General features: G+C 73.2%; 24 protein-coding genes. 8 read left to right on the plus strand and 16 right to left on the minus strand.

What is annotated here, in order from left to right; translation table 11 throughout:
- Window positions 1-6: 6 nt before the first annotated feature.
- The 7 genes from Actob_RS25075 to Actob_RS25105 are packed head-to-tail and all read right to left on the minus strand — an operon-like array spanning window position 7 to window position 5174.
- A complete protein-coding gene (locus Actob_RS25075; protein ID WP_284914258.1) occupies window positions 7-1029 on the minus strand; it encodes a sensor histidine kinase in 1023 nt (340 codons plus the stop codon).
- Window positions 1022-1717: a response regulator transcription factor gene (locus tag Actob_RS25080; protein WP_284914259.1), complete on the minus strand. Its 696-nt coding sequence runs from the start codon at window positions 1715-1717 to the stop codon at window positions 1022-1024. The genes Actob_RS25075 and Actob_RS25080 overlap by 8 nt, the downstream gene beginning before the upstream one ends.
- Window positions 1714-2118, minus strand: a complete 405-nt coding sequence (locus Actob_RS25085; RefSeq protein WP_284914260.1) for a hypothetical protein — start codon at window positions 2116-2118, stop codon at window positions 1714-1716. Before Actob_RS25085 ends, Actob_RS25080 begins: the two co-directional genes overlap by 4 nt.
- The gene (locus Actob_RS25090) at window positions 2115-3239 is read right to left on the minus strand and encodes a molybdopterin-dependent oxidoreductase (RefSeq protein WP_284914261.1); all 1125 of its coding nucleotides are present in this window, start codon (window positions 3237-3239) and stop codon (window positions 2115-2117) included. The genes Actob_RS25085 and Actob_RS25090 overlap by 4 nt, the downstream gene beginning before the upstream one ends.
- Window positions 3203-3880, minus strand: coding sequence for a class I SAM-dependent methyltransferase (locus tag Actob_RS25095; RefSeq protein WP_284914262.1), 678 nt, complete (start codon window positions 3878-3880; stop codon window positions 3203-3205). Before Actob_RS25095 ends, Actob_RS25090 begins: the two co-directional genes overlap by 37 nt.
- The gene (locus Actob_RS25100; RefSeq protein WP_284914263.1) at window positions 3877-4518 is read right to left on the minus strand and encodes a TIGR04282 family arsenosugar biosynthesis glycosyltransferase; all 642 of its coding nucleotides are present in this window, start codon (window positions 4516-4518) and stop codon (window positions 3877-3879) included. Before Actob_RS25100 ends, Actob_RS25095 begins: the two co-directional genes overlap by 4 nt.
- Window positions 4515-5174 carry a glycosyltransferase family 2 protein gene (locus Actob_RS25105; RefSeq protein WP_284914264.1) on the minus strand — a complete coding sequence of 220 codons (660 nt, stop codon included), beginning with the start codon at window positions 5172-5174 and terminating at the stop codon, window positions 4515-4517. Before Actob_RS25105 ends, Actob_RS25100 begins: the two co-directional genes overlap by 4 nt.
- 132 nt (window positions 5175-5306) lie before the next feature.
- On the opposite strand from Actob_RS25105, the gene Actob_RS25110 reads away from it, so the two are divergent.
- From Actob_RS25110 to Actob_RS25120, 3 genes are read left to right on the plus strand one after another with little or no spacing between them, the layout of a single operon-like run.
- A complete protein-coding gene (locus Actob_RS25110; protein ID WP_284914265.1) occupies window positions 5307-6344 on the plus strand; it encodes an NAD-dependent epimerase/dehydratase family protein in 1038 nt (345 codons plus the stop codon).
- Entirely contained in the window at window positions 6323-7678 is a 1356-nt protein-coding gene (locus tag Actob_RS25115) for a hypothetical protein (protein ID WP_284914266.1), read from the plus strand. The genes Actob_RS25110 and Actob_RS25115 overlap by 22 nt, the downstream gene beginning before the upstream one ends.
- A 36-nt stretch (window positions 7679-7714) precedes the next feature.
- Window positions 7715-8533, plus strand: coding sequence for a hypothetical protein (locus tag Actob_RS25120; protein WP_284914267.1), 819 nt, complete (start codon window positions 7715-7717; stop codon window positions 8531-8533).
- Here the strand turns inward: Actob_RS25120 and Actob_RS25125 are convergent.
- The 3 genes from Actob_RS25125 to Actob_RS25135 form a co-directional block, all read right to left on the minus strand.
- Window positions 8517-9530: a lysylphosphatidylglycerol synthase transmembrane domain-containing protein gene (locus Actob_RS25125; RefSeq protein ID WP_284914268.1), complete on the minus strand. Its 1014-nt coding sequence runs from the start codon at window positions 9528-9530 to the stop codon at window positions 8517-8519. The genes Actob_RS25120 and Actob_RS25125 overlap by 17 nt on opposite strands.
- Window positions 9531-9554: 24 nt before the next feature.
- The gene (locus tag Actob_RS25130; protein WP_284914269.1) at window positions 9555-10346 is read right to left on the minus strand and encodes an SAM-dependent methyltransferase; all 792 of its coding nucleotides are present in this window, start codon (window positions 10344-10346) and stop codon (window positions 9555-9557) included.
- 63 nt (window positions 10347-10409) lie between these two features.
- Window positions 10410-12374, minus strand: coding sequence for a glycosyltransferase family 2 protein (locus Actob_RS25135; RefSeq protein WP_284914270.1), 1965 nt, complete (start codon window positions 12372-12374; stop codon window positions 10410-10412).
- A 235-nt stretch (window positions 12375-12609) separates the two neighbouring features.
- Here Actob_RS25135 and Actob_RS25140 point away from each other — a divergent pair, with 235 nt between their 5' ends.
- A complete protein-coding gene (locus Actob_RS25140) occupies window positions 12610-13665 on the plus strand; it encodes a glycoside hydrolase family 6 protein (RefSeq protein ID WP_284914271.1) in 1056 nt (351 codons plus the stop codon).
- Window positions 13666-13674: 9 nt separating this feature from the next.
- Here Actob_RS25140 and glxA read toward each other — a convergent pair whose 3' ends face one another.
- Both glxA and Actob_RS25150 read right to left on the minus strand, forming a co-directional pair.
- Window positions 13675-15585 carry a radical copper oxidase GlxA gene (gene glxA, locus Actob_RS25145; protein ID WP_456319226.1) on the minus strand — a complete coding sequence of 637 codons (1911 nt, stop codon included), beginning with the start codon at window positions 15583-15585 and terminating at the stop codon, window positions 13675-13677.
- A gap of 146 nt (window positions 15586-15731) precedes the next feature.
- Window positions 15732-16688 carry a zinc-binding dehydrogenase gene (locus Actob_RS25150; protein ID WP_284914273.1) on the minus strand — a complete coding sequence of 319 codons (957 nt, stop codon included), beginning with the start codon at window positions 16686-16688 and terminating at the stop codon, window positions 15732-15734.
- Between the two features lie 55 nt (window positions 16689-16743).
- Here Actob_RS25150 and Actob_RS25155 point away from each other — a divergent pair, with 55 nt between their 5' ends.
- Window positions 16744-17496 (plus strand): AraC family transcriptional regulator, encoded by a 753-nt coding sequence (locus Actob_RS25155; RefSeq protein ID WP_284914274.1) that lies wholly within the window; start codon window positions 16744-16746, stop codon window positions 17494-17496.
- On the opposite strand, the gene Actob_RS25160 is transcribed toward Actob_RS25155, so the two are convergent.
- Complete coding sequence (locus tag Actob_RS25160; protein WP_284914275.1) at window positions 17493-18467, minus strand: hypothetical protein; 975 nt, start codon at window positions 18465-18467, stop codon at window positions 17493-17495. The genes Actob_RS25155 and Actob_RS25160 overlap by 4 nt on opposite strands.
- A gap of 187 nt (window positions 18468-18654) precedes the next feature.
- On the opposite strand from Actob_RS25160, the gene Actob_RS25165 reads away from it, so the two are divergent.
- Window positions 18655-18957 (plus strand): putative quinol monooxygenase, encoded by a 303-nt coding sequence (locus Actob_RS25165; RefSeq protein WP_284914276.1) that lies wholly within the window; start codon window positions 18655-18657, stop codon window positions 18955-18957.
- 188 nt (window positions 18958-19145) lie between these two features.
- Window positions 19146-20108: an aldo/keto reductase gene (locus tag Actob_RS25170; RefSeq protein ID WP_284914277.1), complete on the plus strand. Its 963-nt coding sequence runs from the start codon at window positions 19146-19148 to the stop codon at window positions 20106-20108.
- Here Actob_RS25170 and Actob_RS25175 read toward each other — a convergent pair.
- The 3 genes from Actob_RS25175 to Actob_RS25185 are packed head-to-tail and all read right to left on the minus strand — an operon-like array spanning window position 20092 to window position 24115.
- Window positions 20092-20775, minus strand: coding sequence for a response regulator (locus Actob_RS25175; protein ID WP_284914278.1), 684 nt, complete (start codon window positions 20773-20775; stop codon window positions 20092-20094). The genes Actob_RS25170 and Actob_RS25175 overlap by 17 nt on opposite strands.
- Entirely contained in the window at window positions 20772-22139 is a 1368-nt protein-coding gene (locus tag Actob_RS25180) for a sensor histidine kinase (RefSeq protein WP_284922383.1), read from the minus strand. Before Actob_RS25180 ends, Actob_RS25175 begins: the two co-directional genes overlap by 4 nt.
- Window positions 22140-22141: 2 nt before the next feature.
- The gene (locus tag Actob_RS25185; protein WP_284914279.1) at window positions 22142-24115 is read right to left on the minus strand and encodes an APC family permease; all 1974 of its coding nucleotides are present in this window, start codon (window positions 24113-24115) and stop codon (window positions 22142-22144) included.
- A gap of 137 nt (window positions 24116-24252) precedes the next feature.
- Between Actob_RS25185 and Actob_RS25190 the strand changes: the two genes are divergently transcribed.
- A complete protein-coding gene (locus tag Actob_RS25190) occupies window positions 24253-25386 on the plus strand; it encodes a CaiB/BaiF CoA transferase family protein (RefSeq protein ID WP_284914280.1) in 1134 nt (377 codons plus the stop codon).
- The last annotated feature ends 2 nt before the right edge of the window (window positions 25387-25388 follow it).

Consider the following 25388-nt stretch of genomic DNA (forward strand, 5'->3'; position numbering starts at 1 on the left):
GAACCGCTACCGGGACAGCGCGGGGTGGGCCGGCAGCCGCACCTCGAACCGGCAGCCGCCGCGGACGTTCCCGGCCCGCACCCGCCCGCCGTGCGCCTCCACCAGGCCGCGCACGATGGCCAGCCCGAGCCCTCCCCCGGCCCCGCCGTCCGGTGTGCGCGCCCGGCTGCCCCGGAATGCCACGTCGAAGACCCGTGGCAGGTCGTCCTCCGGGATCCCGCCGCAGCTGTCCGAGACGGCCAGCCACACCTCACCGGCATCCCGGCCCGCCTCGATGTGCACGATCCCGTTCACCGGGGTGTACCGCACCGAGTTGGTCAGCAGGTTGCTGACGATCCGGTTGAGCTCGGCCGCCCCGCCGGTCACCACCGGCCACTCGTCACCGGCCGCGACCAGGGTGATGCCCCGCCCGGCGGCGAGCGGGCCGACAGCGGCGACGGCGTCCGAGACGATGTCGCCGAGCGGCAGGTGGGCCGGGACGAGGCGCAGCGCCCCCGCGTGGATGCGGGACAGTTCGAACAGGTCGTCGACGAGCCCGCTCATCCGGTCGGTCTCGGCGCGGATCCGGCGGTGGTACTCCGCCACGCTCGCCCGGTCGGCGACCACGCCGTCCTGCAGCGCCTCGGTCATCGCGCGCAGGCCGGCGAGCGGCGTCCGCAGGTCGTGCGACACCCAGGCGACCAGGTCACGGCGGCCGGCCTCCATCTGCCGTTCCCGCTCGCGGGCCTCGGCCGCCCACATCGCCGCGGCGGCCAGCCGGCGCCCGAAGACGAGACCGAGGGCCAGGCTGACCACCGCCGACGCGGCCACGGTGACCAGCACCACCTGCAGGTCGTGGGCGGACAGGAACATCGCCCGGGCCACCGCGGCGACCCCGGCGACGACGGCTGTCACCGTGATGGCCAGCAGCACGCACACGTGCACGGCGATCGACCGGCCGCGCAGCAGCCGCAGCACCAGGGCGCCGCACAGTCCGACGACCGCGCCGGCCGCGAGCGCGTAGACGCCGATCAGCAGGATGTCACGCATCGGCGCCCGGCTCGTATCGGTAGCCGACACCCCAGACCGTGACGAGGCGGGCCGGCGCCGCCGGGTCGACCTCGATCTTCTCGCGCAGCCGGCGCACGTGCACCGTCACCGTCGACTGGTCGCCGAACCGCCAGCCCCACACCTTCTCCAGCAGCTCGGCGCGGGAGAACGCCCGGGCCGGGTGGCGCAGCAGGAACTCCAGCAGGTCGAACTCGCGGACGGTCAGCGCCAGCGGCTGCCCGGCCAGCTCGGCGGTGCGCCGCCCGGTGTCGGCCACCAGGTCGCCGTCGCGCAGCAGGGCCGGGTGCGGCGGCGCGGCCGGCGCGGTGCGGCGCAGCACCGACCGCACCCGCAGGGTCAGCTCGCGCGGACTGAACGGTTTCGTCACGTAATCGTCGGCGCCGACCTCCAGGCCGAGCACCCGGTCGCTCTCCTCGCCGAGCGCGGTCAGCATCACCACCGGCAGGCCGGGCTGGTCGCGCTGCAGGCGGCGGCACACCTCGAGGCCGTCGAGGCCGCCGAGCATCAGGTCGAGCACGACCAGGTCCGGCCGTTCGGCGTCGACGGCGGCGAGCGCGGACAGGCCGTCGGCGGCCAGGCGCACCCGGCAGCCGTCCTGTTCGAGATAACGGCGCACGACGTCGCTCACCGTCGGGTCGTCGTCGACGACCAGCACCTGATGGGTCATCCCCGCAGGTTATCCGGGCCGGTGCCGCCCGCGCCCGTCCGGACCCTTTCGAATCCCTTACGGCTCGCGAGCACTGTCACGGTCACCACCAACAAGATCAAAATCAGGTTCTTTCCGTACGCCCGGAGCCCCGGCCCCAGCTGCAACGGCACCGCGATGACGGTGAGCGCCACCCCGACGATCGCCGCCAGCCGCACCGCCGTGCGCCACCGGGCCGGCACCACCCGGGCGATCAGCGCCCCGCCGGCCAGGATCAGCGGCAGCAGCACGCCGTCGTGCAGCGCCAGGACGGCGAGCCCGAAGACGACCACCCCGGGCAGGTCGCCGCCGTCGCCGGTGAGCAGCCCGATCACGCCGTACGAAAAGATCAGTGACCCGGCGGCGATCAGCGCGCGTCTCATCGGGCGCTCCGCACGGTGATCCGGCTCAGCCACTTGGTCTGCAGGACGCCGGGCCGGTTCGGCGCGATCAGCCGGGCCGGGTAGCCGTGGTCGAGCGCGAGAGGTTCGCCGCCGAGCCGCAGCGCGACGAGTGTCCGCTCGTCGGCGAGGTGCGGGGTGGCCACGTCGGAGCCCCGGTACCGGCCGCCGGCCTGCAACGACTCGACGCGGGCGGTGCACGCTGCGGGGTCGGCGCCGAGCAGGGCGACCAGGTCGCGCAGCCGGACGCCGGTCCAGGTGCCGGTCGAGCTCCACCCCTCCACGCAGGCGATCGCCAGCACCGTGGTGTGCTGGGGCAGCGCCGCGAGGTCGGCCAGGCTCAGCTCGACGACACGGCCGAAGCCGGCGACGGTCAGCCGGTACCCGGGGTCGAGGGCGGCGTCGCGGACGCCGGCGCCCGCCGCCGTCCGGTTCACCGGCAGGCCCTGCGGGCCGGTCCCGGGGCGGCGTGGCGCGAGCAGCGAGACCGGGGCGAGCGGCCGCACCGTCTGACCGATGGTGCTCACCGTGACGACCCCGGCCGCTGCCGCCACCGCGAGCAGCACCCGGCGGCGGCCCGGTCCGTCCGGCGCGCGCCGCAGCCCGGGCAGCTGGACGCCGACGTGGACCAGCAGCGCGCCGACGGCCAGCCAACCCACCCAGTAGTGGGCGGTGGTGAAGAAGAACGGCATCGGCGGGTACCAGCGGGCGACGTTGAGGACACCGCTGACCACCTGGAACAGCGCCGCCCCGGCCAGCGCCGCGACGGACAGCCGCTCGGCGGCGTGCGCCAGGCCGCGCACCGGCGGCCAGGTGAACAGCCGCGGGTAGACCGACCACAGTTTCGCGCCGAGCAGCGGCACGGTGGCCAGGCCGGTCGCCACGTGCAGGCCCTGGGTGAAGCGGTACAGCCCGGCCGGGCGCGACGGCCACCAGAACCAGCCGGGCGGGTGCTGGATCAGGTGGCTGAGCAGCCCGGTGACGAAGCAGACGCCGAACGCGATACCGAGCGCGGCGCCGAGGTGGACGGTGAGCCGGGTCGACCGCAGCGGCGACGAGAAGCGGATCAGTGCCGTTCGTCGGGTGTCAGGGATGCGAACCATCGTCCCTCCTCGGTCCAGTTCGCCACGGTGCGCAGGCCCGCCGGCCGGGCCAGCGGGTCCAGATCGTCGGCCGCCACCCGCGCCCAGGACAGCGGGGCGCCCGGCCCGTCGCCGCCGTCGTGCAGGGTGGCGACCCCCGACCAGGAGCCGGAGCCGGGCGGTTCCAGCTCGACGTGCAGCCGGCCGGTCGGGGCGAGCAGCTCGCGGCAGCGGCGCAACAGCGCGGCCGGGTCGCCGCCGATCCCGAGGTTGCCGTCGGCGAGCAGCAGGTGCTCCCAGCGGCCGTGCCCGGGCAGCGGCGCGAACACGTCCCGGCGCAGCGCCGTCGCGCCGCGCTGCCGGGCCAGCCGGACCGCCGCGGCGCTCACGTCGATGCCGAGCGCGGCCCGGCCGAGACGCAGCAGCGCGGCGGTGAGCCGGCCCGGCCCGCAGCCGATGTCCAGGGTGGCCCCGGCGCACCGGCGCAGCAGGCCGTCGTCGCCGGGCCGGCGGTCGAGGCACCACTGGGCGGCGTCGACCCGGGCCTCCCGGCCGTCGTCGCCGCGCAGGATCAGCGGGCTGCGCCGGCCGGTCGCCGCCAGGCTCAGCGCCCGGTCGTAGATGTCGAGGGCGGCCGGGCAGACGAGGGCGGGCGCCGTCACGCGACCACCCCGGCCGCCTGAGGCATCCGGGCGACCGCCTGCCGGAACCGGGCACCGGCCCGGCACTGGGCCGCGACAGCGACGGCGTCGGCCGCGGTGTCCACGTCACGCAGTTCGGGCAGCGGCGCCGGACGGACACCCCGGCCGCGCAGGGCGGCGAGGGTTCGCGCGCCGGTGTCCGGCATCGACATCGGCACCCCGGTCAGCACGGCGGCGTCGGCCGGGTCGCTCAGCCCGAGCGCCCACCACCCGCCGTCCTCGGCCGGTCCCAGCACCGCCCCGGCCCGGTCCAGCGTGGTGGCCGCGGCGACCAGCAGTTCCGCGGTGACCTGCGGGGTGTCCATGCCGATCAGCAGCGCCGGCACGCCGGGCAGGGCGGTGTCCGCGAACGCGTACGCCAGCCGTTCCCCCAGCCCGCCGCCGCGCTGGGCCATCCCGGTCCACCCCGGCGGCACCGGATGACTGCCGTCGACCACCAGCACCCGCCGCCGGGCCGGCACCCGGCCGGCCGTCTCCAGGGTGTCCGCGAGCGCGGCGGCCGCGATCGCCGCCGCCTGCTCCGGGGTGCACGGCGGGCAGAGCCGCGTCTTGACCCGGCCGGGCACCGGCGCCTTCGCCATCACCAGCAACTGGATCATCGGGCCAGCACCGCCCGCATGTCCCGCACCGCGCGCAGGGTCCCGCGCACCGTCCCGGTGACCTTGGACCGCGTCCCGGCCGCCCGCGGGTGGTACACCACGTCCACCTCACGCACCCGCCACTCGGCCCGGGCCGCGCCGAGCAGCAACTCCAGCGGATACCCGAACCGCCGGTCCCGCAGCTCCAGCCCGAGCAGCGCGTCCCGGCGCAGCGCCCGGATCGGCGCGATGTCGTGCACCGGCAGCCCGGTGTCCCGGCGGATCCGGCGGGCCAGCACGGCGTTGCCGAGCCGCGCGTGCACCGGCCAGGCCGCCACGCTCGCCGGCCGGCGACGACCGCACACCAGGTCGGCGTCGCCGGCCCGGACCGGATCGGCGAGCCGCGGCAGGTCGGCCGGATCGAACGACCCGTCCGCGTCCAGGACGCACACCACGCCGTCCGCCGGGTCCGCGGCCAGCACCCCGGCGTGCACTGCCGCGCCGTACCCCCGGTCCGGCACGTCGATCACCCGGGCCCCGAGCCGGCGGGCCACGTCGGGGGATCCGTCGGTCGAGCCGTTGTCGGCCAGGATCGCCCGGTAGCCGGGCGGCATCCGGTCCAGCAGCCACGGCAGGGCGGCGGCCTCGTTCAGGCAGGGCAGCACCACATCGGTCATGGCCGGAAAGTTAGCGCTGGTCAGTGCCGGTAAATCTTACGAAGTGGGTACGTCGGCGGCAGTTCTTACGAACCGCTGACGGATCGACCCGGAACGCTCCCCCGGCGGCGTCCCGGCCCTACGGTCGCAACCGTGACGCACATCCTCGTGACCGGCGGCGCGGGCTTCATCGGCTCGCACGTGACCGCCGCGCTGCTGGCCGCCAACCATGACGTGTCCGTGCTGGACTGTGGCCATCCGGCCGCGCACACCGGGATACCGGAGATGCCCGCCGGTGCGGTACCGCACCGGGCCGACCTGCGGGATCGCGACGCGGTACGGACCGCCCTGCGCGGCGTCGACGCGGTGGTGCACCAGGCGGCGCTGGTCGGGCTCGGCGCCGGGCCGGACGACCTGCCGGACTACGTCGGCTGCAACGACCTGGGCACCGCGGTGCTGCTCGCCGCGATGGCCGAGGCCGGCGTCCGGCGGCTGGTGCTGGCCAGCTCGATGGTGGTCTACGGCGAGGGCGCGTACGCCTGCGAGCGGCACGGCCCGGTCCGCCCGGCGCCCCGCGAGGTGGCGGACCTGGCGGCCGGCCAGTTCGAACCGGCCTGCCCCACCTGCGGCGCTCCCCTCGACGCCGGGCTGGTGACCGAGGACGCCCCGGTCGACCCGCGCAGCGTCTACGCGGCGACCAAGGTGGCCCAGGAGCATCTGGCCGCGGTGTGGGCCCGCGAGTGCGACGCCGCGGTGGCCGCGCTGCGCTACCACAACGTGTACGGGCCGGGGATGCCGCGGGACACCCCGTACAGCGGGGTGGCGGCGATCTTCCGGTCCTCGCTGGAGAACGGCCAGGCGCCTCGGGTGTTCGAGGACGGGGCCCAGCGCCGGGACTTCGTGCACGTCGCGGACGTCGCGGCGGCGAACGTGGTGGCTCTCGGGGCGCGGCCGGGGTTCCGGGCGTACAACGTCGCCTCGGGCCGGCCGACCACCGTCGGCGGGATGGCGGCCGTGCTGGCGGACGCCTTCGGGGGCCCGTCGCCGGTGGTCACCGGTCAGTTCCGGCTCGGCGACGTCCGGCACGTGGTGGCCTCACCCGCCCGGGCGGCCGCCGAGCTCGGGTTCGAGGCGGCGGTGCTGCCGGAGACCGGCCTGCGGGAGTTCGCGTGCGTGCCGCTGCGCGGCTGACCGCCCGGCCGCGGCCGGCGTGGCGGTCGTGGCCGTCGTCGCGGGCCGACCGGTGGGCCCTCGCGGCGGTGCTCGGCCTGATCACGGCGGCGGTGCTGGCCGGCGCGGCGCTCGGCTGGCTCGGCCGGCCGGTGCGCGCGCCGGCGGCCCCGCTGTTCGGGCATGTGCTGCCGCACGTGGGGCCCGGCACCCCGGCCGCGCTGCTGGTCGCCTGGGCGGTGATCCGCTGGGGGCCGGGACTGGCCGACCGGCTGCCCTGGCGGCGGCTGCTCGCCGTCGCCTGGCTGGCCGCGGTGGCCTGGACGTTCGCGCTGGCCCTGGTGGACGGCTGGCAGCGGGGCGTGGCCGGACGGCTGACCACGCCGTTCGAGTACCTGAGCGAGGTGCCCGGCGTCACCGACGTGCCGGCCATGCTGCGCGGCTTCACCGGCCGGATCCTGCTCGGCACGCCGGACAACTGGGCCGTGCACGTGGCCGGGCATCCGCCCGGCGCGCTGCTGGTCTTCGTCGGCCTGGACCGGATCGGCCTGGGCGGCGGGGCGTGGGCGGCGCTGCTCTGCGTGCTGGCCGGCTGCGCGGCGGTGGTGGCGGTAGCGGTCACCCTGCGCGCGCTCGGCGACGAGCCGGCCGCCCGGTCGGCGCTGCCGTTCCTGGTGCTGTTCCCCGGCGCGGTGTGGACCGGGGTATCGGCCGACGGGCTGTTCGCCGGGGTGGCCGCCGGGTCGCTGGCGCTGCTGGCCGTCGGACTGTCCCGGCCGTCCCGGTGGTGCCTGCTCGCCGCCGGGGCCGGGCTGGCGGCCTGTGCCTACCTCTCCTACGGGCTGGTGCTGCTGGCACTGCCCGCCGCGGCGGTGATCGTGTCCCGGGCGCGGCGGTCGCCGCTGCTGGTCTGGGCGGGACTGGGCGCCGGCACGGTGGTGGCCACCGTGACAGCGCTGGGCTTTCCCTGGTGGGACGGCTATCACCTGGTCCAGGAGCGCTATTACCAGGGATTGGCGAGCGCCCGGCCGTACGCCTACTGGGTCTGGGGGAATCTCGCGGCCCTGGCCATCTGTGCCGGACCGGTCGCCGCCGCCCTCCTGCGCCGCGCCGCGGCGACGGTCGCCGGCACCCGGACCCCGGCCGTGCTGCTCTGTCTCGCCGGCCTCGCGGCCGCCCTGGCCGCCGACCTGTCCGGACTGAGCAAGGCCGAGACCGAGCGGATCTGGCTGCCGTTCGCGATCTGGCTGCCGGCCGCCGCGACCCTGCTCCCGGCCCGCGACCGGCGCGGCTGGCTGATCCTGCAAGCGGCCACCGCACTGCTTGTCAACCACCTCGTGCTGACCTCCTGGTGACTGATCCCTTGTGGTCAGCGGCGTTACTGTGAGCCCATGTGGTTGCTACCTACCGATGGGGTACGGCAACTGACCGACGGCTGGCGGGTGGTGTTCCTGCCGAGCCTGTGGCAGGCGGCGGTCAGCAGGTTTCTCGGCTCGCTGGGATGCGCCGGCTACGCCGCCGCCGTCGCGGCCCTCGTCGTCCTGCCGGCGGTCGGCTTCCTGGTCGGCTCCGACGGGGTCTGGCGGGGCATCCGGGTGATCCTCGTGCTGGCGGCGGTGCTGGCGGCCGTCTTCCTGGTGGCGATGGTGGTCGGTGACATCCGCTCGGTGCGGCGCCTGGACCTGCGGCCGGCGGACCGGCCGGCCCGGCTGGTCCTCACCCGCGGCTGGCGCCACCAGGTGCTGCCGGTGGACGCGGTGTCCCGGGTCGTGGTCGAGGAGCGGCACAAGCTCGGCCGCCAGGTGGGGATCGCCGTCGTGCTGAGCACCACCGGCGGCCCGATCCGGTGCGAGGCGGACGAGCATGCTCCGCTGGGACGGTCGTCCGGGCAACAGCTGTCCGGATGGCTGGCCGACCTGCTCGGCCCGGCCGAGGTGCCGGTCACCACCGAGAAGGTCCACGTCCGGGCCCACCTCACCGTGGAGCACTGGTGGACGACCGAGCAGGTGGCCGCGTTCTGGGCGGTGCCCGCCGAGGAGGTGGCCGAGCTCGCCGTCCTGTGGAAGGTCGCCAATCGGATCTTCCTGCCCCGTGCGGCCATCTACCGATCGGACATGGAGGCGTGCAAGCGGCTCGTCTACCAGCCGGATGACGTCTGCGCCGTGGCCGACGCCATCCGCGACGCGCGCCCGGTCACCGAGCCGGACTGACCGGCGACTCGGCGGTGAGGTCCCGCCGCAGCCACAGGTACGCCGGGATGCCCATCAGCAGGACCAGCCACATGGTGATCAGCCGGTAGAGGACCACGATCGCGGCCGCCGCCGGGTGGCTGCAACCCGCGGCGACCAGGGCGCCGAGCATGACCACCTCGATCAGGCCGGTGCCGCCCGGGGTCAGCGGGATCTGCCGGACGATCTGGATGCCCAGGTAGATCACCGCGATCCGCCACCAGCCCAGCGTGGCGTGGCAGGCGGTGGCCGCGGCGGCCAGGCAGAACAGGTCGAGCACCCACTTGGCCATGCCGGCCACGAAGATCGACACCCAGCGGCGGGCCGGGATGGCCGCCATCTGCGCGGTGGTGCGGGCCGCCGCGGCGGCGAACCGGGCGAGCCGCGACCCCGGGGACGGGGCGAACGCCGACCGGAACCGCCAGCCCAGGTAACCGGCGACGGCCACGGCGAGGGCGATCACCGCCGGGCGCCACGGGACCGTCTCCAGGTCGGAGCTGACCAGCCAGCCGCCGGCGTACAGCAGGGCGAGGCTGAGCATCGACACGACGCCGGAGACCACGGTGACGGCCGTCGCGACCGGGGTGCTGGCGCCGTACCGTCGGAAGGTCCGGAAGGTGAAGGCGGTCGCGACCGCCGCGCCGGCCGGGACGGCCATGCTCACCGCGGCGCCGCTGACGGTCAGCGCGATCGCGCTGTCCCGGGGCAGCCGCACGTCGAGGGCGGCCAGCAGGAGCCGCTGCTGCTCGGCGAACGCCACCTGGGAGACGAACCCGGCCACCACCGCCGCGGCGGCCCAGCCGAGGTCCAGCTCGCGCCAGACGGTCAGCAACGACCCCAGGTCCGGCAGCTGATCACGCAGGGTGACCAGAATGGCGACGGTGACCACGACGCCGAGCGCGGGTCGCCACCATCGCCGCAGGACAGGTGGTATCTCCGCGCCCCGGCGCCGGGTCACGGAACGCGGAGACGACATCATCGGGACAGCATGCCAGGCTCCTGATCAGGAAACACGCCCGAGTACCGTCCAGCACATGGCGTCGGTGACGCTTGTCACCGTGTCCGGGCCCGGGCGCCACTCGACGCTGGAGACCAGGCCCGGCTCGACCAGTTCCAGCCCCTCGGCGAACCGGGCCACCTCGGCACGGCTGCGCGCCCGATACACCCCGTGCCGGCCGGTGTCGATCAGCTCCTGGGCTTTCGCCGCCACCTCGGGCGTCAGGGTGTCGAAGGTGCCGTGCACGATGAACACGTAGCTGCCCGGAGCGAGCGCGCCGATCAGCGTACGGACCGCCGCGCGCGCCCGCTCGTCGTCGTCGATCAGGTGCAGCACGCTGCTGAGCAGCACCCCGACCGGCCGCTCGAAGTCCACCACCGCGCCCGCGCTCACCAGCACCTTCTCGATGTCCAGCAGGTCGCCGTCGACGAACTCGGCGGCGCCCTGCGGGCTGCTGACGATGGTGCCGCGGTGGTGGACGCCGACCAGCGGGTCACTGTCGACGTAGACGATCCGGCAGGACGGATCGTGCTCCTGGGCGACCTCGTGCACGTTCGGCGCGTGCGGCTGCCCGGCGCCGATGTCCAGGATCTGCCGGATGCCGAGATCGGCGACCAGGTGGCGGACCGCGCGCAGCAGCACGGCGCGGCCCTCGCGGGCGGCGACGACGACGTTCGGCAGGGTGCTGACGATGGTGGCGGTCGACTCCCGCTCCGCCGCGTAGTGGTCCTTTCCGCCGAGCCACTGGTTGTAACGGCGAGAGGTGTTCAATCGACCGATATCGGCGTCTTCAGGCATGCGGTCAATGTAGTCATTCGGGGCACCCGGGAGGAGCCCCTACTTGACACCCAGCAAGGGCGTTCAGGGAGTTCTGGCTTCTCCGGCCGTGTTGTCGGTCTTCTGACGCGACGGTGCCGGGGCGTTGGTGCGCTGGGTCGGCAGCCGCTGCGACCAGTCGGGTTCGCCTGGTGCCGGGTCGCCGACGGGCAGATCGAGATGGCCGAGACGTTGCAGCAGGAGGGCCTTTGGGATCTCCCGGGTGATGTCGCCGGCCTGCCGCTGGACGGGCAGCGGGCCGACCGGCAGGGCGGCGAACGGCTCGGCGGCGACCGGCTTGCGGGCGAGCCAGGGTGTGGCGTACCAGCAGGCGATCGGCAGCACGCAGACCAGCAGGCTGGTGCACGGCCAGAGCAGCGCCGCCCCGCTCGCGTAGTGCCGGACGACCGAGACGGCGATGGCGGTGAGGAGCACGGCGCACCAGCCGAGGTGGTTGCGGAACGTGCGCAGGCCGTCCTGGCTGCTGCTGTCACCCTTGGGGGTGACCACGAACTTGGCCGGCCGGCGGGCGACGGTGCTGCACAGCTGTCCGGCGTACAGCGGCGCCGCGATGATCGACATGAGCATGCCGGTCAGGCCCCAGGAGTCCGGTGGTTCGTAGGGGCTGACGTTGTACCGGCGGTTGTGGATGTAGAGCCACAGCGAGAACGCTGTCGCGTCGGTGTAGAGCGCCAGCCAGGTCTGCGGGGCGATGGTCATGCCGGTGACGCCGAGCCCGAGGAACAGGACCGCGTTGAGGATGCCCAGCAGCCAGCCGATGGCCATCGACGGGTAGAACGTGGTGATCAGGGTGTAGTGCAGCATCGCGGCCGGGGACAGCTTGGCCAGACGGCGCCAGTACGCGCCGGACAGGATCTCGAACGTGCCGCGCGACCAGCGGCGCTGCTGGCTGAAGTAGTCGCTCCAGCTGGTCGGGCCCTCACCGGCGGAGAGCACGTCGGGGGTGTAGACGGACTTCCAGCGCCGGCCGGTCGCCGGGTTGCGGCTGGTGTGCAGGGTCAGGCCGGTGGCCATGTCCTCGGTGATCGAGTCGCTGAGGCCGCCGATGCTGCGCAGTGCCGCGATCCGGATGGCGTTGTTCGTGCCGACCAGCATGGGCGTGCCGTACCGGTTGGCGGCGCGCTGGATGACGCTGTGGAACGGGAACTGCTGCGACTCGGCGGCCCGGGTGACGAACTGTTCGCTGTTCTTGTAGCACTGCGGCCCGACGGCGTAGGCGACGTCGGGGTCACGGAAGTAGCCCAGGATCCGTTCGGCGAAGTTGGCCAGCGGCACGTGGTCCGGGTCGACCGACAGCAGCACGTCGTACCGGTCGCCGTGGGCGTCGATCCAGGAGTTGTAGTTGCCGTGCTTGGTCTTGGCCCGGAACGCCCCGGTGCTCTGGTTGTACCTCTCGATGCCACGCCGGGTGAAGTGCCGGACGCCCAGCTCGGCGCAGACCGCCTTGACCGCCGGGTCGTCGCCCTCGTCGAGCAGCCAGATGTCGAAGGTGCCCTCGTGCCGGATCCGGGTCGCCGCCCGCAGGGTCTCCCGCACCACGGCGATCGGTTCCTTGCTGGGCACGATGGTGGTCAGGAAGGCCACCCGCAGGCCGGAGTCGGGGATCACCGGGATCGGGTCGCAGGCGGCTATCGAGGCGAGCGACAACGAGATCACGTTGACCAGCCGCAGCAGCTCGACCACGGCGATGAAGAAGATGACGGCGAGGTTGGCGAGGTAGGCGGCCCGGGCGGCCGGACCGGCGTACGTGGGGCCGATGTGGTCCGGTCGCAGCAGCCAGGCGAAGAAGAACAGCTCGAAGCAGACGTTGAGCACGGCGATCAGCAGCGCCTTGGCGTGCCGCCACCGGCCGTCCACCTTGCGCTGGTTGCGGAAGCGCACCCGATACGGCTGGTCGGACGGCGGTACGGTGAGCGGTCCCGCGAGGCGGCTGAAGTGCTCCAGCCGTTCCCATGAACCGTGTGGCGGCGACTCGGGCGACGAGGACACCTGACTCCTTCCCCTCACGCGCGCCGTCCACCGTCCGCGAACGTCGGCAGGTGGAGGCGCACTGCGGCGAGCTGACCGCTGCCGGTGGATGTTCGCCGCGAGAGCGTAGGCAGCCACCGCGCCCGTCCACATCGCACAGCCGACGCATTGAAGGCTTATGTCCGTTATGGTTCACCCGTCCGAGTGTCTCCGATACGCTGGGATTCCTCCGGGTCCGGGCCTGAAGGGATTCCACGTGACAGTGAAGTACGGGCGCGGGTGGTGGCGGTGGGGCGCGGCGGGCACGGCAGCAGTCATGCTGACCGGCGGCGGCTGCGGGCACGATGACGCGACGCCGCCCCGCTCCGCGCCGGAGGCGGCGCCGTCGGTGTCCGTGACGCGCCACTCCGACAACCCGCTCGCCGGGCGGGCCCTCTTCGTCGACCCGACAGGCGACGCCGCGGCGCAGGTCGCGCAGTGGACGGCGCAGGGCCGGGCGGCGGACGCCCGTACCCTGAAGAAGATCGCCGATCAGCCGACAGCCACCTGGATCGCCGGTGGCTCGACGCCGGTGCGCACCCGGGTGGACGCGGTGGTCAGTCGCGCCGCGAGCAGTGGCCGCGTGCCGGTGCTGGTCGCCTACAACATCCCGCAACGCGACTGCGGCAGCTTCAGCGCCGGCGGCGCGACCTCCGCGGCGGCCTACCGGGACTGGATCCGGGGCTTCGCCGCCGGCATCGGCCACCGCCCGGCAGTGGTCATCGTGGAACCCGACGCCGTCGCGCACCTGGTCGACGGGTGCGCGGACGACACCACGCAGCGGGCGGCAGTGCTGCGCGACGCCATCCACGTACTGAAGGCGTCCGGATCGACAGTGGTGTACCTGGACGCCGGCAACCCCGGCTGGATCACCGACATCGACCGGCTCGCCGGGGCGCTCCGCAAATCCGGGGTGGCGCGCGCGGACGGCTTCGCGCTGAACGTGTCGAACTTCGTCGCGACCGAGGACAACGTCGCCTTCGGCAGGCGGGTCTCGGACGCGCTCGGCGGGACCCACTTCGTGATCGACACCAGCCGCAACGGCGCCGGGCCGGTGCCCGGCGCCGACGTGGACGGCGGCCCGCGCTGGTGCAACCCGCCCGGCCGGGCGCTCGGGCCGGTGCCGACCACCGACACCGGCCGGCCCCGGGTCGACGCCTTCCTGTGGATCAAGAATCCGGGTGACTCCGACGGCGCCTGCCGGCCGGGCGAGCCGCCGGCCGGCCAATGGTGGCCGGAATACGCGCTCGACCTGGCCGGCCGTTCGGCCTGACCGGCCCGGTCAGGCCACCATCACCCAGCGGGCGACCGACGGCACACCGGCCCGGTTGATCGCGAACAGCATGTACGGGCCCGGCGGCAGCAAGGTGCGCTGCGCCGGCACGGTCACCGTGATCCCGTCGGCGGCCCGGGTGAAGTTCACGCTCACCGACCGCTGGTCGACGTTGAGCATGTGTGTGGCGGCGCCCGGGCGGATGAGTCGCACCGACCTGATCTCCGACGGCGCCGACGTGCTGAACGTCGCCTTGCCCCCGTAGCCCACGGTGGCCGGGCCGCCGGTGACGGCCGGCCGGTCACCGTGGAACAGGTACGGCGGCGTGTACACCTCGATGCGCTGCTCGAACGAGCCGCTGATGGTGTTCTTCCGGTCGGCGTACAGCGGGTCGGAGCCCACTGTCAGCACCCGGCCGTCCGGCAACAGCAGCGCCGAGCTGTGATAGTTGCGGCCCACCGCCGGGGCCGCCGCCACCGACAGCGTGTTGGTGTCCGGATGGTAGATCCGGGCGATGTGGTTGTCGCTGGCGCCCCGGCCACGGTAGTCCCGCGCGCCGTTGGTGATCAGCGTGGTGTCGTCGGGCAGGCCGACCAGGTTCGGGTACCGGGTGCCCTGCGGCAGGTCCGGGCCGGGCCGGAACCGGGGCGCGGGAGCACTCAGGTCGACGATGTCGATCCGGCGGGTGGACTTGCGGGACTCCCCCACGCCGCCACCGCCGACCACCATCATGGTCTGCTTCTGCACCGGCCCGGCCCACGCCGACATGCTGGTCTCCAGCTGATCGGGCTCGCGGATGCCGGGAACCGGGCGGAAGCTGTTGTCGGTCAGGTTCCACAGGCCCGGCTGCCGGCCACGGTCCGCCGGGCCGTACCCGGAGTTCGAGCCGGTGTAGAACAGCACCCCGGGCCGGGCGGTCTGCACCAGGGTGGGATAGGTCGGGAAGTACCTGTCGAGGTCCTTGCGGACGGTCCACTTCTTCGTCGCCGGGTCGAAGATCTCGTTCTGCGAGCCGTCGACCACCTGGCCGCTGCCGTCCAGGCCGGAGACCGCGAGCACCGACCCGTCGGGCAGGCCGGTCAGCGTCGGATACCAGCGCTTCTCGTGCATGTCAGCGACCCGCTGGTAGCTCTCGGTGACCGGGTCGAACTCGTAGGTCTCCTTACGGCCCTGGTAGTCCTGCTTGTCCATGGTCATGTGCTCGGACAGGCCGTACAGATTGTGGACGTCGTCGCCGGTCAGCCCGTCGATGCGGTATTGGCCGCGCTCGGCGATCGCGTACTGCCTGCCGTCCTCGGCGGCGTCGACCCAGACGGTGGTGGCGCTCGCGGTGACGGTCACCTTGCCGGGTTTACCGGCGCGGGCCGGCCGGACCGTCTTGGTCGCCGCGGGAACGGTGAACGCGTCGCCGGCGACGTAGCGCAGGCCGTTCGCCGCGACGAAGACGGTGCCCTTCGGGAAGGAGCGGGGCCCGTCGGGCGACTCGTTCTTCACCGTCATCGTCCCACCGGCACGTTTGACGTCGGGCTTCAGCACCTCGTAGCGCAGCGTTCCGCCGGCGACCAGCAGCTTGCCGTCGGGCAGAAAGGTGTGCCCGCTGCAGAACAGGTCGGTGGGCGTCGGCACCAGGTGGGCCGCGCCGCTGGCCGGGTCGAACACCAGCGTCTTGAACGTGCCGGCCTGGAACTGCTCCAGCTTGTTGCCGGAGCCGGCGATCAGCAGGATCCGGCCGGACGGCAGCAACGCCGCGTGAATCGCGTTGACCCGGACTCCCTTGGGCAGCTCCACGGTCTGCCAGAAACCGTGTGACTTCTTGTACGGCATGCTGTTGATCAGCTGCTCGTGCCGCCACCGGCCCACCGCCGAGAACACCGGCGGCCCATTGACGATCCCGACTGCCGCCGTGGCCAGCAACGGCACCAACGCCTTGCGAACGAAACGCTTACCTGTGGAGCGGGTCAAAATTCATGCCTCTCACGTCGACAACCCGTGCCACGCTAGAAGCCCCGCTAGCCGCCATCAATCCCTCAAAGGTGGACGAAACCGATTACCCGCGTTTACCCGGGTCATGGCAGCATCACCAGTTTGCCGGCGGCTCGATCGGCCTCCATGTATGCGTGCGCCGCGGCGAGCTCGTCCAGGGCGACGACCCGGTCGAGGTTGGGCCGGTAGGCGCCGGCCTCGACCTCGTCGATGACCCGCTGCAGGGTGGCCGTGCTGCCCTTCGCGTCGTCGCTGTGGAAGGCGGTCAGCCGGGTACCGGACGGGATCATCGCGATCGGTTCGAAGTCGCGGAGCAGCCAGCCGCTGAGCGAACCCGCCACGCAGACGGTCCCGCCACGCTCGACCAGCCGCAGCGAGTCGGCCACCGTGTCCGCCCCGACCAGGTCCAGCACGTGGCTCGGGCCCGCCGTCCACGGCATGTCCCGGCCCACGTCGAGCAGCACGTGACCGACGCCGGCCGCGGTCAGCGCCGCCGCCTTGGCGGCCCGGCGAGTGGTGGCCGCCACCTCGGCACCGAGACCGCGGGCGATCGAGGCGGCGGCCAGCCCCACCGACGACGTGCCGCCGCGGATCAGCAGCCGGTCACCGGCCCGGACACCGAGGGCGTCGACGGCACCCCGCGCGGTCAGATAGGTCTCCGGCAGCGCGGCGAGCACCTCCCGGGGCAGCGTGGTGGTCACCGGCATGAGCAGCGGGTTCGGCAGCAGGGCGTACTCGGCGTACCCACCGTCGAACCGCCGGCCCATCTCACCCATCACGGCGGCGACCGTGGTGCCCTCGGGCAGCGCCGGATCGGTCGACGCCGCCACCTCGCCCACGCACTCGATCCCCAGCACCCGCGGGAACCGTACGCCCGGCGAGTGCCCCTGCCGCGTCCGCAGCTCCGACCGGTTGAGGCCGGCGCCCCACACCCGCACCAGGCTCCAGCCCTCGCGCACCGCCGGGACCGGCAGCTCCCGGACCGCCAGCACCTCGGGCCCACCGGCCCGGACACACACCACCGCTCGCATCGTCGTCATGCCCCGAACCATCCGCCCGCCGGCGCCCGGCCGCCCACCGGTAGATTGCCAAGTCATGCCCGTAGCCCGCCAATCCCGGATCTGGCCGTCCGGCGGCGTGCACCTCTGGTCCTCCGGCGACACCGGCGAGGCGCATTCCCACCGGAGAGGACATTTCCTGTACGCGGCGAGCGGCGTCCTGTCCGTCCACACCGCACGCGGCACCCTGATCGTCCCGGCGAACCGGGCAGCGTGGCTCCCGGCCGGCGCCGTCCACCACCATCGCGCGCACGGCGACACCGACCTGCGGATCGTCTTCCTGCCGCCGTCGCTGGCCCGGCTCGCCCCCGCCCACCCGGCGGTGCTGCTCGCCTCCGGCCTGGCCCGCGAGGTGCTGCTCACCCTCACCGGCACCCGGCAGCTCGACGGCGGTGCCCGCGCCCGCCTGCACCGGGTCCTGGTCGACGAGCTCCGCGAGGCGCCGGAACAGCCCACCCGGCTTCCCGAACCCCGCGACGACCGGCTCCGGGCGGTGGCCCGCATCCTCGACGACGATCCGGCGGACACCAGCTCGCTCGCGGCGCTCGGGCAGCGGGTGGGCGCGGGTGCGCGTACCCTCAGCCGGCTTTTTCACGACGAACTCGGCATGACGTTCTACGAGTGGCGCACCCAGTTGCGGATCGCCCACGCGCTCGTGCTGCTGGCCGAGGGGCACGACACGACCCGGGTGGCCCGGGCCTGCGGCTGGTCCAACCCGAGCCACTTCATCGCCGCCTTCACCGCCGTCGTCGGCACCACCCCGGGCCGCCACCGCGCCACGACCGGCTAACGCATCTCCGGACAACGATCCGAGGAGTCACCGAAGGGCTTCTCATCCGATACATAGATACAGTCGGGCGTTCCCGGGGACACCGCCCGCACCCGGAACGGCGAGCCGTTGTCGTCGATCCGCATCGTGCCTGTCCGTCCGTGCAGGGCCCAGTCGATCTCCAGATAGAACTCGACGCTGTATCGCGAGGTGGTAGTCGCAATGAGGAAGCTCTCCGGGTCGGAACTGGACACCACGTACGGAAAGGCAATCGGCTTCCGCTCCGCGGGTGGATACTCCTCCGCAAAGGCCTCTTGCACCTTGAAAGTGCGTTGGGGTGGATCGGCGTCGAGGTCGACGCCCATCCAGCGATAGACGGTGTCGCCCCCACAGGCGAAGGCGACATGCGTCCCGGTGGCCGGAGCCGACCGTTTCACCCCGACGACCCGGAGATCGTGAAGGGTGACCTTGTCCTTGCCCTCGGTATCCACGGTCAGCGTGATGGGCAAGGCTCGCGCTGGAACTCCGCCGAGCTTCTTGGCCCACTCCCATGGGTCATCCTCGTCCACCGTTGTGAGCTTGTCCGGCGCGACCGGGAAGACCCAGCCGGTTCCGCAGTTGTGCGCCGAAGCCGAGACCGCGACGTCCAGCGGCGAGCCATCGAACCCAAGCCCAGGTTTGTCGCTGACCTTGAGGAAGCCGATCCCGATCAGACAGACGAAGGCCACGACTGCACCGGCGAAGGCATGCAGGGAGGAGGATCTCCACCGGCCGACCGCGACGGCGAAACCGCCGCCACCCAGCAGGACAAGCACGAGAGCCGCCCAGCCGGTGACGTCCAGCAGACCGGCAACGGTACCGAAGACGAGAAGCCCGCCGGCGACGGCACCGATACGTTCCAGACTCGTCCGCATGCCATTGTGCCAACGCTCACCGTCACCGGATCGCCACTTGGCCGCAAGCGAACGCATCAAGCTGCGCGGGCGGGGCATGACCACATTAAACCTGAATATGGTCGATCCGTGACTGATCGAGAGCACCCGGCCCGCAACGGTCAGCGGTTGTCCTTGCGGGCCTGACGGCGGGCGCCGGCAGCCCGGGTGGTGGCGTGCCGTTTGCGACGGTCCACCGGCTGAGTAATGGGTGGCGGCCGTGATGATCTTTCCTAGGCTCGGTCGCATGTCGCATCCACTGCGAGCCATCGTGCTCATCGAGACCCGACCCGGACGAGGCGCCGAGCAGGCGGCCGCGTTCACCGCGCTGGCACCCGTGGTCCGCGCCGAACCCGGCTGCCTGCGCTATGACATGCACGCCGTCGAGGGCGACCCGGACCGCTTCGTGCTGATCGAGGAATGGGCGTCGGCCGAGGCGCTGCGAGCACACGACGCCGCACCGCACATGCGGGAGGCCGACCTCGCCAACCGTGCCTTCCGGGCCGGGCCCGCCACCATGGTGCGGCTCGCCCCGGAGCCGATCGCCTGACCCGATTGCTGCGCCGTCGCCTGCTCCGCCAGCGGCAGCGGCCCTCCCCGCAGCGCCTCCAGCCACACCCCGGGCTCGGTGATCGGCCCGTACCGTAGAGGGTTTCGCTCACGCCTCGGCACGACAGCGGCTTGATCTGGAGCGCGCTCCAGCTCCTACGGTCGATCCCGAGACCGGGATCTGGGGGAATGATCGTGGAGTATCGGGAGTTCGGACGGCTCGGCCGGATCAGCGCGCTCACGCTCGGCGGTGGCGGGATCGGCGGGGTGTGGGGTGGCACTGATCGGGCCGAGGCGACGGCGACGGTGTACGCGGCGATCGACGAGGGGATCACCATGCTCGATCTGGCGCCCAGTTACGGCGCCGGCGCGCAGGCCGAGCGGGTGGTGGGTGCGGCGCTGCGCCGGCGACCGGCGCCGGACGTGCTGATCACCTCGAAGGTGCAGCTGCCCGACGACGAGGAGGGCGACATCGCCGGGCGGATCCGGCGCAGCCTGCGGGACAGTCTCGCCCGGCTGCACCGCGATCACCTGGACCTGGTCCTGCTGCACACCCACCTGCGCCCGGACGACGCGGTGCCACCGAAACCGTGGGTCACCGCCTGGCGTACGTATCGGGAGCGGGTGGTGCCGGAGTTCGAGCGGCTGCGCGCCGAGGGCCTGGTACGTGGCTGGGGCATCACCGCCGTCGCGCATCCGGACACCGTACTCGCGGCGCTGCGCGAGACGCCGCGACCGGACGCGGCGCAGGTGATCGTCAACGCGCTCGGCTTCGACGGCGGCACCACGGCGTTCCACGGCACGCCACCGGCCCACGAGGCGATCACCCGGTCGGCGAACGCCCACGACGTCGCGGTGATCGGCATCCGCGCCGTCGCGGCGGGCGCGCTGACCTCGGCGCTGGACCGGGTGCTCCCGGCGGACGATCCGGTGGCCACCGAGTTCGTCCGGGCCGAGGCGTTCCGCAAGCTGGCCGCGGACCTGGGCGAGTCACCGGCGGCGCTCGCTCATCGGTACGCGCTGAGCGTTCCCGGGGTGGCGACGGTGGTGCTGGGCGTGAAGAACCGCACCGAACTCGCCGAGTGCGTGGCGGCGGCGGACCGCGGATCACTCACCGCGGAGGTGATGGCAGCGATCACGACGCTGCGGTGAAGCGGTAGCCGAGACCCGGTTCGGTGATGAGGTAACGGGGGCGGGCCGGGTCCGGTTCCAGCTTGCGGCGCAGGTTGGCCAGGTGGACGCGCAGGTAGTTGGTCTCGGTGTCGTAACCGGGCCCCCACACCTGGTGCAGCAGCTGCTTCTGGGTGATCAACCGGCCCGGTTCGCGGACCAGGATCTCCAGCAGGTGCCATTCGGTAGGAGTCAGCCGGACGTCGCCGGCCGCCGTGGTGACCCGCTTGGCGGACAGGTCGACGGTGAACGCCTCGGTGTGCACCACCGGTGCGGTGTCGGCGCCCGGGGTGGCGCGGCGCAGCGCGGCGCGCACCCGGGCGAGCAGTTCCGGCATGCCGAACGGTTTGGTGACGTAGTCGTCGGCGCCGGCGTCGAGGGCGTCGACCTTGCCGAGTTCGTGGTGCCGGGCGGACAGCACGATGATCGGGACGGGTGACCAGCCGCGCAGCGCCTCGATCACCGCGACGCCGTCCAGATCGGGCAGGCCGAGGTCGAGGATGACCAGGTCGGGTGAGGTACGGCCGGCGAGGGTGAGTGCGGTGGTGGCGTCCGGCGCGGTGGCGACCTGATAGCCGCTGGCGGTCAGGGTGATCCGCAGTGCCCGGAGGAGTTGCGGGTCGTCGTCGACGACCAGAACCCGGGTCACGAGTCGCTCCGGGGCAGAGTGACGGTCATGGTGAGGCCTCCGCCGGGGGTGTCGCCCGGGTCCAGTGTGGCGCCGATGGCCTCGGTGAAGCCGCGGGCGATGGCGAGACCCAGCCCGAGGCCGCCGTGGCCGCGGTCGTGCAGGCGCTGGAAGGGGGCGAAGATGCGTTCCCGGTCGGCAGCCGGGACGCCGGGCCCGTTGTCGATCACCCGCAGCCGCACGCGCCGGTCGGTGGCGACGGCGTCGATCCGGATCGGCTGCCGTGGCGGACTGGCGGCGCGGGCGTTGGCGATCAGGTTCGCCAGGACCCGTTCGAGCAGGCCGGGGTCGGTGCGTACGAGCGGCAGTTCGTCGGGGACGTCGAGTTCCACGCGGTTATCGCCGTCGGGCTGGTGCAGCAGGGCCTGGGCGACCACGGCGTCCAGGGCGACCGGCTCCAGGTGGACGCTGAGCATGCCGGCCTGCAGGCGGCTCATCGACAGCAGGTTCTCCACGAGCGCGTCGAGCCGGTCGGTGGACTCCTCGATGGTGGCCAGCAGGTCGGCCCGGGCCTCGGGCGGCAGGTCCAGGCCGGGTTGGCGCAGGCTGGACACGGCGGCCTTGACCCCGGCCAGCGGGGTGCGCAGGTCGTGGCCGACGGCGGCGAGCAGCGCGGACCGGACCCGGTCCACTTCGGCCAGCTCCCGGACCCGGGCCGCCTGGTCGGCCAGCCGTTGCGCCTCCAGCGTGCGGGCGGCGGCGGCCGCGAGCCGGGCCAGCGTCCGCCGGTCCTCGCCGATCAGCTCCGGTCCCCACGCGGCCAGCCGCAAACCGTCACCGGCGCGGGCGGACAGCGCGGGCCGGCCGGGCGGTGGCGCGCCGACGACGGCCACCGGGTGCTCGCCGGTGGGGCTGCTCTCCAGCAGCGCGACGGCGGTCATCGCGAACGTGTCGCGGACCTGGGTCAGCAGCCGGGTCAGCGACTGCTCGGCCACCGGCTCGGCGGTCGCCTGGGCCAGCAGCGCGACCTCGGCGTCGCGGCGGGCGGCGCGGGCGCGCTGCCGGGCGGCCACCTCGACGGCGGCGGCGACGGCGGTGGCCACCAGCACGTACACGGCCAGGACGATGGCGTGGTCGCGGGTCTCCACCAGGAACGTGTGGTACGGCGGGATGAAGAAGAAGTTGACCAGCAGATCGGCGCCGGCCACCGCGGCCAGCGCCGGCCACAATCCGCCCACCGCGGCGGTCGCCACCACCGGAATCAGGTAGAGCAGGGCCACCCCGGCGAGCGACACGGCATCGCGGCGCGGGGCCAGCGCGAGAGTGCACGCCGCCAGCCCGGCGCCGCCGACGGCCACGCCGAGCCAGATCCTGCGCGGCCCCATGCTCACGTGTCCGTTATACGGCCACCCACCGCGGCCGGTTCCGGCGGCCGCGGCGGTGTGCGCTCGCCGGCGCGACTGGAGCTCAGTTGCCACGGCACGCTGGTGACCATGACGCCGCGCTGGAACAGCAGCCGGGCCTTGAGCCGCAACGCGCTCTGGTTGTGCAGCAGGTGTTCCCACCAGTGCCCGACCACGTACTCCGGCAGGTAGATCACCACCAGGTCCCGGGGGTGCCGCAGGCGCAGGTCCGCGACGTACTCCAGGACCGGACCGGTGATGTCCCGGTAGGGCGCGGCCAGCTCGGTGAGCGAGACCGGGATACCGCGCTCGGCCCACTCGGCCTGCAGCCCGCGAACCTCCTCGGCGCTGCCCGCCACGGTCAGCGCGGTGAGCGTGTCCGGCCGGGTGGCCCGGGCGTAGGCCAGCGCCCGCAGGGTCGGCTTGTGCAGCCGGGACACCAGCACCACGGCGTGGATGCGGGACGGCAGCACCATGCCACCTGGCTCCGGCGTCAGCTCGGCCCCGACCCGCCGGTAGTGCTGCTCGATCGCCTTCATCAAGCCGAAGATCGCCGGCATGGCGATCACCACCAGGTACGCGCCGTGGGTGAACTTCGTGATCAGTACGACGACGAGAACCACCCCGGTCAGCACGGCACCCATCCCGTTGATCGCCCGGGAGCGATGCAGCCGCCGGCGGATGGCCGGGTCCCGGGTGACCCGCAGGGCGGTGGTCCAGTGCCGGACCATCCCGGTCTGGCTGAGAGTGAAGGACACGAACACGCCGATGATGTACAGCTGGATCAGCCGGCTGGTGGACGCGTCGAACACCCAGATCAGCAGCCCGGCCAGCGCGGCCAGGATGACGATGCCGTTGCTGAAGACCAGGCGGTCGCCGCGGCGGGCGAACTGCTTGGGCAGATAGCCGTCGCGGCCCAGGATCGAGGCCAGGATCGGGAAGCCGTTGAACGCGGTGTTCGCCGCCAGGATCAGAACGGCGGCGGTGAAGCCCTGCACCAGTAGGAACCCGGCCGTCCCGTACCCGAACACCGCGGCGGCGATCTGCGCGATGGCGGTGCGCTGCTCGTACCCGGCCGGGGCGCCGACCAGCTGGGTCGGATCGTCGGCCACCCGCACGTGCGCGATCAGCGCCAGCGCGGTGATTCCGGCGAACATCCCGATGGTGATCCCGCCCATGATCGTGATGGTGCTCGCGGCGTTGCGGCTCTTGGGCGCCTTGAAGTTGGGCACCCCGTTGCTGACCGCTTCCACCCCGGTCAGCGCGGTACATCCCTGGGAGAACGCTCGCAGGGCCAGCAGCAGCACCGCCACCCCGGTCGCGCCGTGCACCGGCGCGATACCGAACGAGGCGGACTCGGCCTGCGGCGCGTGCCCGCTCACCGCACGCCACAGCCCCCAGGCGATCATCAGGAAGACCACCGCGATGAAGCCGTACGTCGGAACGGCGAACACCGTGCCGGACTCCCTGATCCCGCGCAGGTTCATCAGCGTCAGCACCGCCACGAACAACAGGCAGACCGGCACGGCCGCCGGCTTGAGGGTCAGGAACGCCGAGGTGATCGCGTCCACCCCGGCGGCCACCGACACCGCGACGGTCAGCACGTAGTCGACCAGCAACGCGCTGGCCGCGACGAGGGCGGCGTTGCGGCCCAGGTTGGCCCGGCTGACGGCGTACGCGCCGCCGCCGGTCGGATAGGCGTGACACGTCTGCCGGTAGGACGCGACCACCACCGCCAGCAGCACCGCCACCGAAGCGGCGATCCACGGCGTCAGGAACAACAGCGCCAGCCCGCCCAGGCTCAACGCCCGCAGGATCTCCTCGGTGGCGTACGCGTTCGAGGACAGCGGATCGGAACAGAACACCGGCAACGCCAGCTTCTTCGGCAGCAGGGTCGCGCCCAGCCGCTCACTACGCAACGGTCGGCCGACCAGCAGCCGCTTCGCCCACTTCAGCACGACGTCGAGCCAAGCGCCGGCCGGAGGGGCCGGCGGAGTTCTTGACGCCGTCTTGACGCCTGGCATCCTGATCTTGACGAGTTCTTGACGGTGGCACGCGGCGGCCGTACCGGAAAGGTTCCTGAGATGAGTGTGCGGTGAGCGCGGCGCTGTCGGGGCTGGTGGTGGCGGACTTCAGCCGGGTGCTGGCCGGGCCGCTGGCCACCATGACGCTGGCCGACCTGGGTGCCGTGGTGGTCAAGGTCGAGCGGCCCGGCTCGGGTGACGACACCCGGGCCTGGGGGCCGCCCTGGGGTACCCGGTCGTCGTCCTATTTCGAGGGGCTCAACCGGAGCAAGTACAGCATCGCGCTGGACTTCGCCGACGCGGACGACCGGGCTACGGCGCTGGACCTGGCCGGGCGCGCGGATGTGGTCGTCCAGAATCTGAACCTGACCGGTTTCGGTCTTGATTACGAGTCGGTGGCCGCTGTCAATCCGGGCGTGGTGTATTGCTCGATCACCGGGTTCGGGGCCGGCGCCGGCCTGCCGGGATACGACTTCCTGGTGCAGGCGGTCGGCGGGCTGATGAGCATCACCGGGGAGGCCGGCGGTGAGCCGTTGAAGGTCGGGGTGGCGCTGGTCGACGTGCTGACCGCGAAGGACGCCACGATCGGCATCCTGGCGGCGCTGCACCGGCGGCGGGCGACCGGGCTCGGCGAGCACGTGCAGGTCGATCTGATGTCCAGCCTGCTCGGTGGCCTGGTGAATCAGGCGTCCGGCTATCTGGCGACCGGGGTGGCGCCCGCTCGGATGGGCAACCGCCATCCGTCGATAGCGCCGTACGAGACGCTGCGATGCGCGGACGTGCCGATCGCTATCGCCTGCGGGAACGATCGGCAGTTCGCCCGGCTGTGCGAGGTGCTCGGCGTCCCGGAGCTGGCCGGCGACGCGCGATTCACCGACAACCCGTCGCGGGTCGCGCATCGGGAGGCGCTCGTCACGTTGCTGGAGGCGGCGCTGGCGGCAGCGCCGGCGGCGGTCTGGGAGGAGCGGCTGACCGCGGCCGGGGTGGCCGCCGGGGTGGTACGGGACATCGGGCAGGCCATCGACAGGGCCTCGGCGCTGGGCCTCGCACCGCTGGTCGACGGGCAGATCCGGCACCCCGTCCGGTACGGCTCGGGGCCGGTGGCGAGCCCGGCGCCACCGCCCGGGCTGGGCGAGCACTCGTCGCTGGTGCGCGACTGGCTCGCCGGAAAGGGCCCGTTGGCTCACCCCGGGGCGGGTGCGTAGGG

Origin of the sequence: Actinoplanes oblitus (assembly GCF_030252345.1) — a bacterium.
Taxonomy (GTDB): Bacteria; Actinomycetota; Actinomycetes; order Mycobacteriales; family Micromonosporaceae; genus Actinoplanes; species Actinoplanes oblitus.

Bases quoted from the DNA above. Each gene is read 5' to 3' on its own strand.
- Actob_RS25075 (WP_284914258.1), bottom strand. From the start codon at position 1,029: ATGCGTGACATCCTGCTGATCGGCGTCTACGCGCTCGCGGCCGGCGCG.
- Actob_RS25080 (WP_284914259.1), bottom strand. From the start codon at position 1,717: ATGACCCATCAGGTGCTGGTCGTCGACGACGACCCGACGGTGAGCGAC.
- Actob_RS25085 (WP_284914260.1), bottom strand. From the start codon at position 2,118: ATGAGACGCGCGCTGATCGCCGCCGGGTCACTGATCTTTTCGTACGGC.
- Actob_RS25090 (WP_284914261.1), bottom strand. From the start codon at position 3,239: ATGGTTCGCATCCCTGACACCCGACGAACGGCACTGATCCGCTTCTCG.
- Actob_RS25100 (WP_284914263.1), bottom strand. From the start codon at position 4,518: ATGATCCAGTTGCTGGTGATGGCGAAGGCGCCGGTGCCCGGCCGGGTC.
- Actob_RS25105 (WP_284914264.1), bottom strand. From the start codon at position 5,174: ATGACCGATGTGGTGCTGCCCTGCCTGAACGAGGCCGCCGCCCTGCCG.
- Actob_RS25120 (WP_284914267.1), top strand. From the start codon at position 7,715: ATGTGGTTGCTACCTACCGATGGGGTACGGCAACTGACCGACGGCTGG.
- Actob_RS25125 (WP_284914268.1), bottom strand. From the start codon at position 9,530: ATGATGTCGTCTCCGCGTTCCGTGACCCGGCGCCGGGGCGCGGAGATA.
- Actob_RS25130 (WP_284914269.1), bottom strand. From the start codon at position 10,346: ATGCCTGAAGACGCCGATATCGGTCGATTGAACACCTCTCGCCGTTAC.
- Actob_RS25150 (WP_284914273.1), bottom strand. From the start codon at position 16,688: ATGACGACGATGCGAGCGGTGGTGTGTGTCCGGGCCGGTGGGCCCGAG.
- Actob_RS25155 (WP_284914274.1), top strand. From the start codon at position 16,744: ATGCCCGTAGCCCGCCAATCCCGGATCTGGCCGTCCGGCGGCGTGCAC.
- Actob_RS25160 (WP_284914275.1), bottom strand. From the start codon at position 18,467: ATGCCCCGCCCGCGCAGCTTGATGCGTTCGCTTGCGGCCAAGTGGCGA.
- Actob_RS25165 (WP_284914276.1), top strand. From the start codon at position 18,655: ATGTCGCATCCACTGCGAGCCATCGTGCTCATCGAGACCCGACCCGGA.
- Actob_RS25170 (WP_284914277.1), top strand. From the start codon at position 19,146: ATGATCGTGGAGTATCGGGAGTTCGGACGGCTCGGCCGGATCAGCGCG.
- Actob_RS25180 (WP_284922383.1), bottom strand. From the start codon at position 22,139: ATGGGGCCGCGCAGGATCTGGCTCGGCGTGGCCGTCGGCGGCGCCGGG.